Here is a 14,032-nt window from a genome sequence, read left to right as displayed (position 1 = left end):
CCAGGAGTACTGAGAAGTGAGCGCCAAGGACATCACCGTCGTCCACCTGATGCGGCACGGCGAGGTGCACAACCCCGAGGGCGTCCTGTACGGGCGGCTGCCGGGCTACCGGCTGTCCGAGCTGGGCCGCGAGATGGCCGAGCGGGTCGCCGAGGACCTGACCGGGCGGGACATCACCCACGTGGTGGCGTCCCCGCTGGAGCGCGCCCAGGAGACCGCCGCGCCGATCGCCAAGTCGCACGGCCTGGACGTGGCCGTGGACGAGCGGCTGATCGAGGCGGAGAACATCTTCGAGGGCAAGACCTTCGGGGTGGGCGACGGCTCGCTGCGCAACCCGTCCTACTGGAAGTACCTGACCAACCCGTTCAAGCCCTCCTGGGGCGAGCCGTACCTGGAGCAGGCGGTGCGGATGATGGGCGCGCTGGCCGCGGCCCGGGACGCCGCGCGCGGGCACGAGGCGGTCTGCGTCAGCCACCAGCTGCCGATCTGGATCGTGCGCTCCTTCGTGGAGCGCCGCCGGCTCTGGCACGACCCGCGCAACCGGCAGTGCTCGCTGGCCTCGCTGACCAGCTTCACCTACGAGGGGGACCGGATCGTCTCGGTCGGCTACCGCGAGCCGGCCCGCGACCTGCTGCCGGCCCACCTGGTCGGCAAGGGCGGCAAGAGCAAGCCGGTGGGCAAGAGCTTCGGCGCCTGAGACCGGCCGCCGAACGCCGCCGAACGCCCCCGCGGGGACGGGTGATTCCGGGTACGCCGAGGAAGCCCGGACGCGCGGAACGGTGTTCATGGTTCCCGATCCGGCGTAAGAGCCGTGTGAGTAAGGCCTGGGTCACACTCCCGCGACACCAGGTACGGCGGTCCCATCGCAGGTCAGAGGGGGTCCGGCAGACAAGGCCGGACCCCCCGGGGCCCGCCCGCGACTCCATGCGAAACTTTTCACATGTCTGGCATGACGCGCCCCCGTCCCCGTGTCGCCGCCGCCGCGGTCACCGCCGCCGCTGCCGCGCTGGTCCTCACCGCTTGCAGCTCCTCCGGTTCCTCGACCAGTGGCGACGGACAGATCGGCTTCGTCACCGCCAAGGGCAGCAACATCTCGACCGCCGCCGTCGGCCACCGCCAGGACGCGCCGGACATCGGCGGCACCACCCTGGAGGGCACCCCGGCCAAGCTCTCCGACTACCGGGGCAAGGTCGTCGTGCTGAACGTCTGGGGCTCCTGGTGCGGCCCGTGCCGCTCGGAGGCCGACGACCTCCAGCGGGTCTGGGAGAAGTACCAGGACCAGGGCGTGCAGTTCCTCGGGATCAACACCCGGGACACCGAGATCAAGAACGCCGTCCGCTTCGAGCAGGAGAAGGGCGTCACCTTCCCCAGCATCTACGACCCGGCCGGCGCCGAGCTGCTCAAGTTCCCCAAGGGCAGCCTCAACCCGCAGTCCATCCCGACCACCCTGGTGGTCGACCGGGACGGCAAGCTGGCCGCCCGCGCCGTCGGCGGCCAGACCGACGACGCCCTGGAATCGATGCTCCAGCCGATCGTGGCGGAGCGGCAGCGGTGAGCGCGGCGCTGCAGCTCGCCGACACCACCGGGACCATCCAGAGCGGGGCGCTGCTGCTGGCGGCGCCGATCGCGGTGGCGGCCGGCCTGCTGTCCTTCTTCTCGCCGTGCGTGCTGCCGCTCGTCCCCGGCTACCTGTCGTACGTCACCGGCTTCTCCGCCTCGGACCTCGCCGACGCGCGCGGGGTCCGCCGCGGCCGGATGCTGGCGGGCGCGCTGCTGTTCATCCTCGGCTTCACCGCCGTGTTCGTCTCCGGCGGCGCGCTGTTCGGCTTCTTCGGCCAGACGCTCCAGGAGCACAAGCGGGTCATCTCGATCGTGCTCGGCGCCGTGACGATCGTCATGGGCCTGGCCTTCATGGGCCTGGTGCCCGGGCTGAGCATGCGTGAGCTGCGCTCGCACCGCCGCCCGGCCGTCGGCCTGCTCGGCGCGCCGATGCTGGGCGTGGTGTTCGGCGTCGGCTGGACGCCCTGCCTCGGTCCGACCATGTCGGCGATCCAGACGCTGGCCTTCAACGAGGCGGACGCTGGTCGCGCCGCCCTGCTGATGACCGCCTACTGCCTGGGCCTGGGCGTACCGTTCGTCGTGGCCGCGGTGGCCTTCCGGCGGGCGCTGGGCGCCTTCGGCTGGGTCAAGCGGCACTACCCGCTCGTGATGCGGATCGGCGGCGGCATGCTCGTCGTGGTCGGTCTGCTGCTGGTCACCGGGGCCTGGGACTCCATGGTGAGTGACCTGCAGAACCAGTTCGCCGACTTCCAGATCGGAATCTGACCCGTGACCAAGACCACGACCGATCGCGAGCAGCGCGAGGCCGCCGCCGCGCAGGGCGCGGCCGAGGAAGCGGCCGAGCGGCTCACCACCGCCCCGGCCGACTCCGACGGCCCCGCCGGCATCGGCGTGCTCGGCTGGCTGCGCTGGATGTGGCGCCAGCTGACCTCGATGCGGGTCGCGCTGATCCTGCTGTTCCTGCTCTCGCTGGCGGCCATCCCCGGCTCGCTGATCCCGCAGAACGGCCAGAACCAGTTCAAGGTCCAGGCCTGGAAGGCGCAGCACACCACGGTCGCGCCGATCTACGAGAAGCTCCAGCTGTTCGACGTCTACAGCTCGGTCTGGTTCTCGGCGATCTACATCCTGCTGTTCGTCTCGCTGGCCGGCTGCATCGTCCCGCGCACCTGGCAGTTCGTCGGTGTGCTGCGCTCGCGCCCGCCGGCGGCGCCGCGCAACCTGACCCGGATGCCGGTGTACGCGGCCTGGCGGACGGACGCCGACGCCGCGGCCGTCAACGCCGCCGCCCACCGGCTGCTGCGCGGGCGGCGCTTCCGGGCGCACCTGGACGGCGGCGCGGTGGCGGCCGAGAAGGGCTACCTGCGCGAGGTCGGCAACCTGGTCTTCCACCTGTCGCTGTTCGCGCTGCTCGGCGGCTTCGCCTGGGCGAGCCTGGCCAGCGGCACCGGCGGCAAGCTGCTGGTCGAGGGCGAGGGCTACTCCAACACCATCACGCAGCTGGACGACTTCACCGGCACCCGGTTCTACGGCACCGGCGACCTCGACCCCTTCTACGTGAAGCTGGACAGCTTCACCGCGAAGTTCCAGAACAACGGTTCGCAGGTCGGCAGCGCGCGGCAGTTCACCGCGGGCGTCGAGTACTACGAGGGCAGCGACCCGTCGAAGCTCAAGCAGGGCAGGATCGAGGTCAACCACCCGCTGGAGATCGGCGGCAGCAAGTTCTACCTGATCGGCCACGGCTACGCCCCGGTGATCACGGTGCGCAACGGCGCGGGCGACGTCGTCTACACCGGCGCGACCCCGTTCCTGCCGCAGGACGGCAACCTGACCTCCACCGGCGTCATCAAGGTCTCCGACTACGGCGAGAAGGACGGGAAGAAGACCCAGCTGGGCCTGTCCGGCTTCTTCCTGCCGACCGCGCCGGAGGCCTTCGACCGGAACACCGGCCCGCGCTCGCTGTTCCCCGGTGACGCGGACCCGGCGCTGGTGCTGAACGTCTACGCGGGCGACCTGGGCACCGACTCCGGCCTGCCGCAGAACATCTACCAGCTCAACACCAAGAACCTGACCCAGCTGGAGCAGGACGGCCAGCCGGCCAAGGCCCGGCTGAAGCCGGGCCAGGGCTGGACGCTGCCGGACGGCTACGGCACGGTCACCTTCGAGGGCTACAAGCAGTGGGCGAGCTTCAACGTCTCGCACCGCCCGGGCAACGGCATCGCGCTGGTCGGCGCGGTGGCGGCGATCGCCGGCCTGATCGGCTCGCTGTTCATCCAGCGGCGCCGGATCTGGGTGCGGGCGGTGGCCCTTCCGGACGGCGGCACGCTGGTCGAGCTGGCCGGGCTGGGCCGCAGCGAGTCGGCGAAGATCGCCGAAGAGCTCGCGACGCTCGCGGTGGACCTCCAGGACGACGCGCCCGCGCTCGACGACGAGCCCGATGACGAGCCCGACGAGAGCGGCACCACCGAGGCCGACGAGGCCTCGGCACCCGAAAGAACCGCAGTCCCCGCAGACCCGAACTCCAAGGAGTAGACGGTGCACCTCGCCTCGTCGGTCGACCCGCAGCTGGCCGACCTGTCCAACAAGCTGATCTATTCGGCGATGGCGGTCTACCTGATCGCCATGTTCGCCTACATGTTCGAGTGGACCTTCGGTGCCAAGGGCACCGTGGCCGTCCGCTCCACCGAGCAGGCGGGCCTGGCCGAGACGGTCGCCGAGGCCAAGGCCAAGGGCGCCAGGAAGGTCACCGTCACCGTCGCCTCGGCGGGCGGCGGCACCACCACGCTCACCCGCACCGCCCTGGCCGGCGAGGGTGCCACGGTGGTGACCAGCGGGCGCGGCGACGAGGACGTCGACGGGCCCGGCGCGGCCGGCACCAGCGAGAAGGCCGACCTGTCCGGCCGGATCGCGGTCTCGCTCACCGTCCTCGGCCTCCTGCTGCACGTGGGCGGCGTGCTCACCCGCGGCCTCTCGGTCTCCCGCTGGCCGTGGGGCAACATGTACGAGTTCTCCTGCGCCTTCGCGCTCGCCATGGCGCTCGCCTTCGTCGGGCTGCTGCTCGCGAAGAAGCCGGTCCGCTGGCTCGGCCTGCCGGTCACCCTGGCCGTCGTGCTCACCCTCGGCGTCGCCACCGAGGTGCTGTACACCGAGTCCGAGCAGCTCGTCCCGGCGCTGCACTCGTACTGGCTGGCGATCCACGTCTCCACCGCGATCGTCTGCGGCGGCGCCTTCTACGCGGGGTTCATCTCCGCCCTGCTGTACCTGGGCAAGGACTCCTTCGACAAGCGGATGGCGGCCGGCCTGGCCAAGGGCCCGCTCGGCACCTCGCCGTCGATCTGGCGCCGGCTGCCCGCCGCCTCGACCCTGGACAAGCTGTCCTACCGGATCAACGCCCTGGTCTTCCCGCTGTGGACGTTCACCATCATCGCGGGCGCGATCTGGGCCGAGGCCGCCTGGGGCAAGTACTGGGAGTGGGACCCGAAGGAGACCTGGTCGTTCATCACCTGGGTCGCCTACGCCTGCTACCTGCACGCCCGCGCCACGGCCGGCTGGAAGGGCCGCAAGGCCGCGTACCTGGCGCTCGCCGCCTTCGCCTGCTGGCTGTTCAACTACTACGGCGTGAACATCTTCGTCACCGGCAAGCACTCCTACGCGGGGATTTGACCGGGACCGGAAACCACCCACCGGCCCGGCACTCCCCAGGAGGAAGCCGGGCCGAGGTGCGACAGGGGTAGTTCGTGCCGGCCGCCCGGTCCGGTACGGAGAGGAACTGAGGAGGAAATCGCGCAATGGAGTGCGACGAGGTCATGCTGACCGTCCGAATCACCGCCGCCGAGCAGCTGCTGCTCCGCCGGCTCGCCCAGGGACACCGCAGCGACGTGTCCGAGGTGGTGGCCGACGGGCTGTTGGACATCATCCCCACGTTCAGCTCGCCGGCCGACGCCTACCGGCTGCTGGGCGCCCTCGCGGCCCCCGCGCCGTGCGCGCTGACCGTCTGGCTGCCGACGCCGCTGGCCGACCTGCTGGTGCCGGGCGCGGCCCGGATCGCCCAGGTGACGCAGGTGCGGATCGGCTCGGCCAGCGCGATGCTGGGCGCCGCGCTGCGGCTCTGGCTGGCCCAGGACCCGGGCCGGCTGGCGGAGAACCTCTCGGTGATGCACGCCGGGCGGCCCTCCGCGCTGGTCGCCGCCTGATCCGCCGGGCCCGGTGGCGCCGTCCTCGGCCGGCGGTGCGCGGTCGCCGGGGCGGTGCCGCCGGGGCGGGGGCTCAGCTGGCGAGCGGCAGGCCGCGGCGGGCCGGGGCCGGCGCGGCCTGGGCCGGGCCGCCGTCGGCCGGTCCGGTGAGCAGCCGGGCCTCGGCCACCGTGCGGCCCTCCTGCACCAGCAGGACCCGCAGCGGCGCCCGCCGTCCGCTGCCGCCACCGGTCTCCTGCCCCGCCTCCCGGACGGCCCGCACCACACAGGGGCGGTCCGGCGCGATCGGGTCGTGGAAGGACGTCACCAGCTCCAGCGGCACCACCCGGTCCGGGTGGTGCAGCCGCTGGGCGGCCTGCCGGGCGGCCTCCAGGACGAGCATCCCCGGCAGGTGGCCGGGCGCCGGGTCCATCGGGTCGAACAGCACCGGGTGACCGGCGTCCGCGCGCAGCAGCCAGCTGCCGGGCAGCAGCGCGGGGCCGAGCACCACGTCGGCGGCCTGCTGGCGGCCCACCAGTTCCGGGGCGGTGGCCTGGTCCGGGAGCCGGAGCGGGGCGGCGGCCGGGCCGGGGCCGCGCAGCCGGTCGTAGGCGGCGGGGGAGAGGATCCGCAGGCCGCCGAAGCCGCGGCCGACCGGCCGGCCGTCGCGTTCGACCTCGGCGTGCACCCGCAGGGCGGCCAGCCGGCCGTGCCGCATCCGGACGTCGTGGCAGCTGATCCGGAGCATCAGCTCGGTGGGGGCGGGGGCGACCGCGAGCCCCTCCAGGCCGGCCGGGCCGAGCGTGTAGCCGAGCTCGTCGAGCACCGCGTGGTGGTCGTGCGGGACGCCGAAGCCGGCGTGGCCCACCAGAAGGGCGGCCTGCCGGACCGTCTCGGCCATCAGCACCGGGTCGTGGTGCCGGTCGCCGGGCAGCCGGTAGAAGCCGTGCAGGCGCGGCCACTGGGCGCCGAGCAGGAAGTCGTAGGGGCCGGTGGCCTGCCAGCCGGTGATGAGCACCTCGGCGACCGAGGAACGGCGCACCAGGTGCCGGGAGACGGTCCGCTCGTGGAAGTCGTAACGGCCGGGGTGGGGATAGGGGGCGTCGCCGTCCATCGCGCTGAACACTGGCATGACGGGCCCCACTCCCGGGTGTCGGTCGGCCGGCCGTGCGGGCGGCCCGGGGAAAACATACAGGCCACCCGGTTTCTGCTTCCCCCGAGGGGTCGCCGTCGGCGCGCACCCGTGGTGCCCACCGTACCCGGGCCCCGGCCTGCGGCAACGCCTGGCCGCCTCGCTCGGGCCCCCGGACGGGGCCCGATCCCCCCTGGACGGCGGGGGCCGAACAGGGGCTAGATTAGATACCAACCATGCGGTTTCGGGCGGGCGCGGCGCGCCACCGACGGTCCGCAGACGGGGGCGCCGCGCCATCGACGGCGGCGCCGTGACAGCAACCGGGCGGGCCGGAGCTCGCCGCGGCCGGGGCCGGAGGGGCCGAGTGGCTAAGCAGGAACGGGCGGGGCGAACCAGGCAGGCCGTGCTGCTCGCCGCGGCGGACACCTTCGCCGACGCGGGCTTCGAGTCGGCCAGCCTGGTCGACATCAGCCGCCGGGCGGGCGTCAGCAAGGGCGCGCTCTACTTCCACTTCGTCTCCAAGCAGGCGCTGGCCGACGGGGTCCGCACCGAGGCCGCCGACACCGTCGGCCTCGCCGTGCTGCGGGCGCTGCGCGGTGGCGGGCCGGCCGTCCAGGAACTCGTCGACCTCACCCACGAACTGGCCCGGCTGCTGCGCGAGGACGTGGTGGTCCGGGCCGGTGTGCTGCTGGGCCTCGGCGGCCGGCCCGCGGACTGCCCGACCGGTGGGGTGGTCGCCCCGGCCGGTTCGCCGCCGGAGCCCTCGGCGGATGCCTGGCGGAGCCTGACCGCCGTCTTCCGCACCCTGCTCGACCGGGCCTCGGCGGCCGGCGAGCTGCGCCCCGGTCTCGACCGGGGGCAGGCGGCCGAACTGCTCACCACCCTGGCGGCCGGGCTGGTCCTGTTCGCCGCCGAGTCCACCGGCCGGCTCGCCCCCGCGGCGATCACCGGCCTCTGGTCGGCCGCCCTGCCGTCCCTCGTCCCGCCGGACCGCCTGCCGGCCTACCGGATCCGGGCGATCGGGTGCCCCGCCCCGAGCGCGGTCTAGGGGGCGCCGGCCGTCCGCGCCGGGTCAGAGCACCCCGGAGGCGAGCGGGCGAACGGCAGCGTTCAGGCGGGTCAGGGTGCGCGGTTCCACCAGGCCGGGAAGCAGAAGTGCCCAGAGGTCGGCCATCCGCTGCAGCAGGTCCTTGCGGTCCGTCAGCACCTGCGAGCTGAGCTGGATGCCGGTCACCGCACCGGTGATCACCCCGGCGGCGGCCGCCGGCCGCACCCCGGGATGGAGTTCGCCGGCGTCCTGCGCGTGCTCCAGCAGCTCGCGCGCCGCGTCCGTCCAGCCCTGGTACGCGCCGATCTGCGGCTGGGTGAAGCTGCCGTGCTCGATCGTCAGCCGGATCGCGCCGCGCAGCAGCGGGTCGTTCAGCAGCGAGTGCGCGAAGGCGTAGCCGAGGTCGATGACGGTCTGCATCGGGCTGTCGGAGGCGGGCCGCCAGGTGGCCAGCCAGGACCCCTGGCCCTCGATCACGGCGAGCGCCAGCTCCTCCTTGGACGGGAAGTGGAAGTAGAGCGCGCCCTTGGTGACGCCGGCCCGTTCCAGGATCTCGGCCATGGTGGCGCCCGCGTAGCCGCGTTCGTCGAACACCTCGGCCGCGGCGCGCAGCACCGTCTGGCGGGTCGCCAGCGCCCGGGCCTGCCTGGCCATCGCAGTCTCCCTGGTGTCGAGTCGTCGGCAGGGCTGGATCCTACGGGGCCGGGCCGGGCGTCGGCCCGCGTACCGTGCGGTAGCGATCCTTTCGAGCCGTTCCGGGCACTGGTGCGCGCCGGTGCGCGCCGGTCGCGCGGCCCCCGGGGGAGGAACGCCGCCGGCCGGCCACCCGTGTGCGCGGGTGGCCGGCCGGCGGTCGGACGGGTGCCGTCCGGGTCCTCGGTCGAGCCGTCAGGCGGCCCACTGCCAGCTGACCGGCGAGTAGTACGCCGGGCGGCGCTCCAGGCGCTGCCAGTTGGCGATCGGCTCGACCGGCGAGGCGGCGGCCGCCGCCTGCTGGGCGGCCGCGGCGCGGGCCATCAGCACGGCGGTCAGGGCGGCGAGCTCCTCGTCGGTGAGCGAGCCGCGGACGATGCGGACGAGTGGTTCGGCGGAAGCGGTCATGGTCCGGTCTTCTCCCGGCGGATGGTGGTGGGTCGGTCGTCGTCGGCGCGCCCGGCGGTGCTGTGCCGGCCGGGCGGTGCTGCTACATCGGGGGGTTGCCGTGCTTGCGGCTCGGCAGGTCCGCGTGCTTGGTGCGCAGCATGGCCAGCGAGGACGCCAGGACCTGGCGGGTCTCGGCGGGGTCGATGACGTCGTCCACGAGACCGCGCTCGGCCGCGTAGTACGGGTGCATCAGTTCGTTCTTGTATTCCTTGATCTTCTGCGTGCGCATCGCGTCCGGGTCGTCGGCGGCGTTGATGTCCCGGCGGAAGATGACGTTGGCGGCGCCCTCGGCGCCCATGACGGCGATCTCGTTGGTCGGCCAGGCGAAGGAGAGGTCGGCCCCGATCGAGCGCGAGTCCATGACGATGTAGGCACCGCCGTAGGCCTTGCGCAGGATCAGCTGGATCCGCGGAACGGTCGCGTTGCAGTAGGCGTAGAGGAGCTTCGCGCCGTGCCGGATGATGCCGTCGTGCTCCTGGTCGACGCCGGGCAGGAAGCCGGGGACGTCGAGCATGGTGACCAGCGGGATGTTGAAGGCGTCGCACATCTGGACGAAGCGCGCGGCCTTCTCGCTGGCGTTGATGTCCAGGACGCCGGCCAGCGACTGCGGCTGGTTGGCGATGATGCCGGTGACGTGGCCGTCGATCCGGGCGAGGACGCAGAGCACGTTGGTGGCCCAGCGCTCGTGGACCTCCAGGTACTCGCCGTGGTCGACGATCTCCTCGATCACCTTGCGCATGTCGTACGGCCGGTTGCCGTCGGCCGGCACCAGGTCGAGCAGCGACTCGTTGCGGCGGTCCACCGGGTCGTCGTTGACGGCGGCCGGCGGCATCTCGCGGTTGTTCTGCGGCAGCAGCGACAGGAGGAAGCGGACCTCCTCGATGCAGGACTGCTCGTCGTCGTAGACGAAGTGCGAGACGCCGGAGACCCCGGCGTGCACGTCGGCGCCGCCGAGCCCGTTCTGGCTGATCTTCTCGCCGGTCACGGCCTGGACGACGTCCGGGCCGGTGATGAACATCTGCGAGGTCTCGCGGACCATGAAGACGAAGTCGGTGAGGGCGGGCGAGTAGGCCGCGCCGCCGGCGCACGGGCCGAGCATCACGGAGATCTGCGGGATGACGCCGGAGGCCTTGGTGTTGCGCTGGAAGATGCCGCCGTAACCGGCCAGCGCGGTGACGCCCTCCTGGATGCGGGCGCCGGCGCCGTCGTTGAGCGAGACCAGCGGGGCACCGGCCGCGATGGCCATGTCCATGATCTTGTGGATCTTCTGGGCGTGGGCCTCGCCGAGCGCGCCGCCGAAGATCCGGAAGTCGTGGGCGTAGGTGAAGACCGTCCGGCCGTGCACGGTGCCCCAGCCGACGACCACGCCGTCGGTGTGCGGCTTCTTCGCCTCCAGGCCGAAGCCGGAGGCGCGGTGCCGGCGCAGCGGCTCGACCTCGCGGAACGAGCCCTCGTCGAGCAGCAGGTCGATGCGCTCGCGGGCGGTCAGCTTGCCCTTGGCGTGCTGGGCCTCGGTGGCCTTCTCACTCGGGCCGCGGCGGACCTGCTCGCGCAGTTCGTGCAGCTCCGCGACCCTGCCCCGCACGTCGGCGGGGGCTTCGGGGGCGTCGTCGTCGACCGGCGCCTGGTGCACAACCGTCATCTCGAACCACTCCAAAGGTGAGGGAACTGTCCGACAGCCAACGTCTGCGATGCCCCCGGCTGCGAATCACTTCTTCACTTATGACTGTACGAGGGGCCGCACGCTGGTTTCGGCGTCGATTCCGTACAAGGTCGCGTCCGTTTAGATGTCAGGGCTGCACAGAAACCGAAGCGTTTCGGCCCGTGCGACCGGTAGCTGTTCGATTACCCCGGGCTGTCGCCGAGATGGCCCCGGGGTGAGCTGAACATGAGGAAACGTGCAGGTCAGGGCTGTCTCCGTGAATACTGCCCGACGCGGCTCAAGGGCTGCTCAAGGGGCGCTTGGTACGGCGGTGAAGGCCGTGCCGACGAGGCGGTGGTGCCCTCCCAGTCGTAGGGATGCGCCAAAAACACCGCAGCCCACCCGGTGGATGCCGGGTGGGCTGTCCGGGCGATCCGGGGTCAGCCCCGCCGGCCCTCGTCCGGATCCTCCTTGCCGCGCAGCTCGTTCTCGCGGCGGCGCAAATCCGCCTCCCACTGCTTGAGCATGTCCTCGTGCTCGTTGTTGTGCTTCTTCAACGAGGCGAGGAACTCGGGGTCGTCGTCCGGGGCGAGCGGGCGCCCGTCGCGCCGGCGGTCGTACGCCGGGCCGTTCGCGCCGTAACCGCCGGCCGGGGCGGTGCGCACCGCGCGCTGCTTGCCGGCCACCAGCCAGGCGATCGAGCCGACGAGCGGGAAGAGCAGCACGATGATCACCCAGACCACCTTGGGGAGGTGCTTCACCTCCTCCTCGGGGGTGGTCAGGCAGTCGATGAAGGCCCACACCCACAGGGCGAGCGGGAGCACGAAGGTCAGGATCCTCAGCACGGCGGCGATCTCCCCCGGGCGGCGTCGGTGGCGGTCGGGCCCCTCGGAACGGCCGCCGCTGACGGTGCGCCGCGTCAAGGGGGCCCTTGACACAGGCCAGGCTAGCGGGTGGCGGATACTGGCAGGCATGGCATACGACGATCTCCGCTCGTTCCTGCGGGCCCTCGACCGCGAAGGCGACCTCAAGCGCATCAAGGCGGAGGTGGACCCCCATCTGGAGATCGGCGAGATCGTCGACCGGGTGCAGAAGGCCAAGGGCCCGGCCCTGCTGTTCGAGAACGTCAAGGGCTCGACGATGCCGCTGGCGATGAACGTCTTCGGCACCGAGCGCCGGCTCGCCAAGGCGCTCGGCCTCAAGGGCCCGGAGGAGATCGGCGACAAGATCTCCGGCCTGCTGAAGCCGGAGCTGCCGCAGGGCTTCACCGGCTTCCGGGACGCCTTCGGCAAGCTCGCCTCGATGGCCCACGTGCCGCCGAAGCACGTGAAGTCCGGCGACGCCCCGGTGCAGGAGGTGGTGCTCACCGGCGAGGACGTCAACCTGGACGAGCTGCCGGCGCTGTTCACCTGGCCGATGGACGGCGGCTCCTTCTTCAACCTGGGCCTCACCCACACCAAGGATCCGGACACCGGGATCCGCAACCTCGGCCTGTACCGGCTGCAGCGGCACGACCGCCGCACCATCGGCATGCACTGGCAGATCCACAAGGACAGCCGCAACCACGCCGCGGTGGCCGCCAAGCGCGGCGAGAAGCTGCCGGTCGCGATCGCCTTCGGCTGCCCGCCGGCCGTCACCTACGCGGCCACCGCGCCGCTGCCGGGCGACATCGACGAGTACCTGTTCGCCGGCTTCGTCGCGGGCGAGCGGGTGCGGATGGTGGACTGCAAGACCGTCCCGCTGCAGGTCCCGGCCGACGCCGAGGTGGTCCTGGAGGGCTGGCTGGAGCCCGGCGAGCTGCTGCCCGAGGGGCCGTTCGGCGACCACACCGGCTTCTACACGCCGCAGGAGCCCTTCCCGGCGCTGACCATCGACTGCGTGACCATGCGCCGCCGGCCGATCCTGCAGTCCATCGTGGTCGGCCGCCCGCCGACGGAGGACGGCCCGCTCGGCAAGTTCACCGAGCGCTTCTTCCTGCCGCTGCTGAAGATCATCATCCCGGACATCGTCGACTACGACCTGCCCGAGGCCGGCGGCTTCCACAACTGCGTGATCGTCTCGATCGACAAGAAGTACCCGAAGCACGCGCAGAAGACCATGCACGCCATCTGGGGCGCGCACATGATGTCGCTGACCAAGCTGATCATCGTGGTGGACTCCGACTGCGACGTCCACGACTACCAGGAGGTCGCCTGGCGGGCCTTCGGCAACGTCGACTACAGCCGCGACCTCACCGTGGTGGAGGGTCCGGTCGACCACCTCGACCACGCCTCCTACCAGCAGTTCTGGGGCGGCAAGGCGGGCATCGACGCGACCCGCAAGCTGCCCGAGGAGGGCTACACCCGGGACGGCGGCTGGCCCGAGATGGTCAGCTCCGACCCGGCGACCGCCGCCCTGGTGAGCCGTCGCTGGAAGGAGTACGGGCTGTGAGCACCGCCGCCGCCCTCCCCGAGGTGCCGCCCGGCAAGGTCAAGGCCTTCCTGCGGCTGGTGATGATCGAGCACTCGGTCTTCGCCCTGCCGTTCGCCTACATCGCCGCGCTGACCGCGATGTTCCTGGCCGACGAGCGGGTGCACTGGGCCGAGCTGTTCATCGTGACGGTGTGCATGGTGGGCCTGCGGACCTTCGCCATGGCGGCCAACCGGATCATCGACCGGGAGATCGACGCCCGCAACCCGCGCACCGCGGGGCGCGAGCTGGTCACCGGCGCCGTCTCGCTGAAGACCGCGTACGTGGGCTCGGCCCTCGCCCTGGTGGTCTTCCTCGGCGCGGCCGCGCTGCTGAACCCGCTCTGCCTGGCGCTCGCGCCCGTCGCCGTGGTGCCGATGGTCGTCTACCCGTACGGCAAGCGGTTCACCGACTTCCCGCAGGCGATCCTGGGCCTGGCCCAGGCGATGGGCCCGGTGGGCGCCTGGCTGGCCGTCACCGGCAGCTGGTCCTGGGACGCGGTCGTGCTCGGCGCGGCCGTCGGCATCTGGATCGGCGGCTTCGACCTGATCTACGCCTGCCAGGACGTCGCGTCCGACCGGGCGGGCGGCGTGCGTTCGGTGCCGGCGCGCTTCGGCGTCCCGGCGGCGATCCGCGGCGCGCGCGGCTGCCATGTGCTCACCACGCTGCTGCTCGGCTGGTACGCGGTGCTGACCGACGCGGGTGCGGCGTTCTGGATCGGCCTGCTGGTGGTCGCGGGCGCCTTCGTCTACGAGCACACCATCGTCAAGCCGAACGACCTGTCGCGGCTGAACCGGGCGTTCTTCCAGACGAACGGCTTCGTCGGCATCTCGCTGTTCTTCTTCGCGCTGGTGGACCTGGTGGTGCGCGGCCTCGGCGTCTGAGGCCGC

The 14,032-nt window shown here is 72.3% G+C and carries 14 protein-coding genes; 9 read left to right on the top strand and 5 right to left on the bottom strand.

Annotated features, from left to right (window positions below):
* Window positions 1-49: 49 nt before the first annotated feature.
* The 6 genes from ABT238_RS02710 to ABT238_RS02685 all read left to right on the top strand — a co-directional run bounded on the left by ABT238_RS02710 (window position 50) and on the right by ABT238_RS02685 (window position 5,750).
* A complete protein-coding gene (locus ABT238_RS02710; RefSeq protein ID WP_350755419.1) occupies window positions 50-697 on the top strand; it encodes a histidine phosphatase family protein in 648 nt (215 codons plus the stop codon).
* 252 nt (window positions 698-949) lie between these two features.
* Window positions 950-1,555 (top strand): TlpA family protein disulfide reductase, encoded by a 606-nt coding sequence (locus ABT238_RS02705; RefSeq protein ID WP_350561648.1) that lies wholly within the window; start codon window positions 950-952, stop codon window positions 1,553-1,555.
* Entirely contained in the window at window positions 1,552-2,325 is a 774-nt protein-coding gene (locus tag ABT238_RS02700; RefSeq protein WP_350561650.1) for a cytochrome c biogenesis CcdA family protein, read from the top strand. The genes ABT238_RS02705 and ABT238_RS02700 overlap by 4 nt, the downstream gene beginning before the upstream one ends.
* 3 nt (window positions 2,326-2,328) lie before the next feature.
* A complete protein-coding gene (gene resB, locus ABT238_RS02695; RefSeq protein ID WP_350561652.1) occupies window positions 2,329-4,089 on the top strand; it encodes a cytochrome c biogenesis protein ResB in 1,761 nt (586 codons plus the stop codon).
* 3 nt (window positions 4,090-4,092) lie between these two features.
* Window positions 4,093-5,220, top strand: coding sequence for a c-type cytochrome biogenesis protein CcsB (ccsB, locus tag ABT238_RS02690; RefSeq protein ID WP_350561654.1), 1,128 nt, complete (start codon window positions 4,093-4,095; stop codon window positions 5,218-5,220).
* Between the two features lie 143 nt (window positions 5,221-5,363).
* A complete protein-coding gene (locus ABT238_RS02685; protein WP_350561656.1) occupies window positions 5,364-5,750 on the top strand; it encodes a hypothetical protein in 387 nt (128 codons plus the stop codon).
* 73 nt (window positions 5,751-5,823) lie between these two features.
* Here ABT238_RS02685 and ABT238_RS02680 read toward each other — a convergent pair whose 3' ends face one another.
* Window positions 5,824-6,861, bottom strand: a complete 1,038-nt coding sequence (locus ABT238_RS02680; RefSeq protein WP_350561658.1) for a ScbA/BarX family gamma-butyrolactone biosynthesis protein — start codon at window positions 6,859-6,861, stop codon at window positions 5,824-5,826.
* A 364-nt stretch (window positions 6,862-7,225) separates the two neighbouring features.
* Here ABT238_RS02680 and ABT238_RS02675 point away from each other — a divergent pair, with 364 nt between their 5' ends.
* The gene (locus ABT238_RS02675; protein ID WP_350561660.1) at window positions 7,226-7,909 is read left to right on the top strand and encodes a ScbR family autoregulator-binding transcription factor; all 684 of its coding nucleotides are present in this window, start codon (window positions 7,226-7,228) and stop codon (window positions 7,907-7,909) included.
* 24 nt (window positions 7,910-7,933) lie between these two features.
* Here ABT238_RS02675 and ABT238_RS02670 read toward each other — a convergent pair whose 3' ends face one another.
* The 4 genes from ABT238_RS02670 to ABT238_RS02655 form a co-directional block, all read right to left on the bottom strand.
* On the bottom strand, window positions 7,934-8,563 hold the full coding sequence (locus ABT238_RS02670; protein ID WP_350561662.1) for a ScbR family autoregulator-binding transcription factor: 630 nt from the start codon (window positions 8,561-8,563) through the stop codon (window positions 7,934-7,936).
* Window positions 8,564-8,797: 234 nt separating this feature from the next.
* Window positions 8,798-9,010 (bottom strand): acyl-CoA carboxylase subunit epsilon, encoded by a 213-nt coding sequence (locus ABT238_RS02665; RefSeq protein ID WP_350561664.1) that lies wholly within the window; start codon window positions 9,008-9,010, stop codon window positions 8,798-8,800.
* 82 nt (window positions 9,011-9,092) lie between these two features.
* The gene (locus tag ABT238_RS02660) at window positions 9,093-10,694 is read right to left on the bottom strand and encodes an acyl-CoA carboxylase subunit beta (protein ID WP_350561666.1); all 1,602 of its coding nucleotides are present in this window, start codon (window positions 10,692-10,694) and stop codon (window positions 9,093-9,095) included.
* Between the two features lie 440 nt (window positions 10,695-11,134).
* Complete coding sequence (locus tag ABT238_RS02655) at window positions 11,135-11,539, bottom strand: PLD nuclease N-terminal domain-containing protein (RefSeq protein WP_350561668.1); 405 nt, start codon at window positions 11,537-11,539, stop codon at window positions 11,135-11,137.
* 127 nt (window positions 11,540-11,666) lie between these two features.
* Here ABT238_RS02655 and ABT238_RS02650 point away from each other — a divergent pair, with 127 nt between their 5' ends.
* Window positions 11,667-13,124, top strand: coding sequence for a menaquinone biosynthesis decarboxylase (locus tag ABT238_RS02650; RefSeq protein WP_350561670.1), 1,458 nt, complete (start codon window positions 11,667-11,669; stop codon window positions 13,122-13,124).
* Window positions 13,121-14,026, top strand: coding sequence for a menaquinone biosynthesis prenyltransferase MqnP (gene mqnP / locus ABT238_RS02645; RefSeq protein ID WP_350561672.1), 906 nt, complete (start codon window positions 13,121-13,123; stop codon window positions 14,024-14,026). Before ABT238_RS02650 ends, mqnP begins: the two co-directional genes overlap by 4 nt.
* The last annotated feature ends 6 nt before the right edge of the window (window positions 14,027-14,032 follow it).

This window comes from Kitasatospora sp. NPDC001527 (assembly GCF_040298605.1).
In the GTDB taxonomy this organism is placed as follows: domain Bacteria; phylum Actinomycetota; class Actinomycetes; order Streptomycetales; family Streptomycetaceae; genus Kitasatospora.
This window is presented reverse-complemented; position numbering and strand designations above follow the sequence as displayed.

Coding starts and splice junctions, on each gene's coding strand:
- ABT238_RS02710 (WP_350755419.1), top strand. CDS start 50: ATGCGGCACGGCGAGGTGCACAACCCCGAGGGCGTCCTGTACGGGCGG.
- ABT238_RS02705 (WP_350561648.1), top strand. CDS start 950: ATGACGCGCCCCCGTCCCCGTGTCGCCGCCGCCGCGGTCACCGCCGCC.
- ABT238_RS02685 (WP_350561656.1), top strand. CDS start 5,364: ATGCTGACCGTCCGAATCACCGCCGCCGAGCAGCTGCTGCTCCGCCGG.
- ABT238_RS02680 (WP_350561658.1), bottom strand. CDS start 6,861: ATGCCAGTGTTCAGCGCGATGGACGGCGACGCCCCCTATCCCCACCCC.
- ABT238_RS02670 (WP_350561662.1), bottom strand. CDS start 8,563: ATGGCCAGGCAGGCCCGGGCGCTGGCGACCCGCCAGACGGTGCTGCGC.
- ABT238_RS02665 (WP_350561664.1), bottom strand. CDS start 9,010: ATGACCGCTTCCGCCGAACCACTCGTCCGCATCGTCCGCGGCTCGCTC.
- ABT238_RS02660 (WP_350561666.1), bottom strand. CDS start 10,694: ATGACGGTTGTGCACCAGGCGCCGGTCGACGACGACGCCCCCGAAGCC.
- ABT238_RS02650 (WP_350561670.1), top strand. CDS start 11,667: ATGGCATACGACGATCTCCGCTCGTTCCTGCGGGCCCTCGACCGCGAA.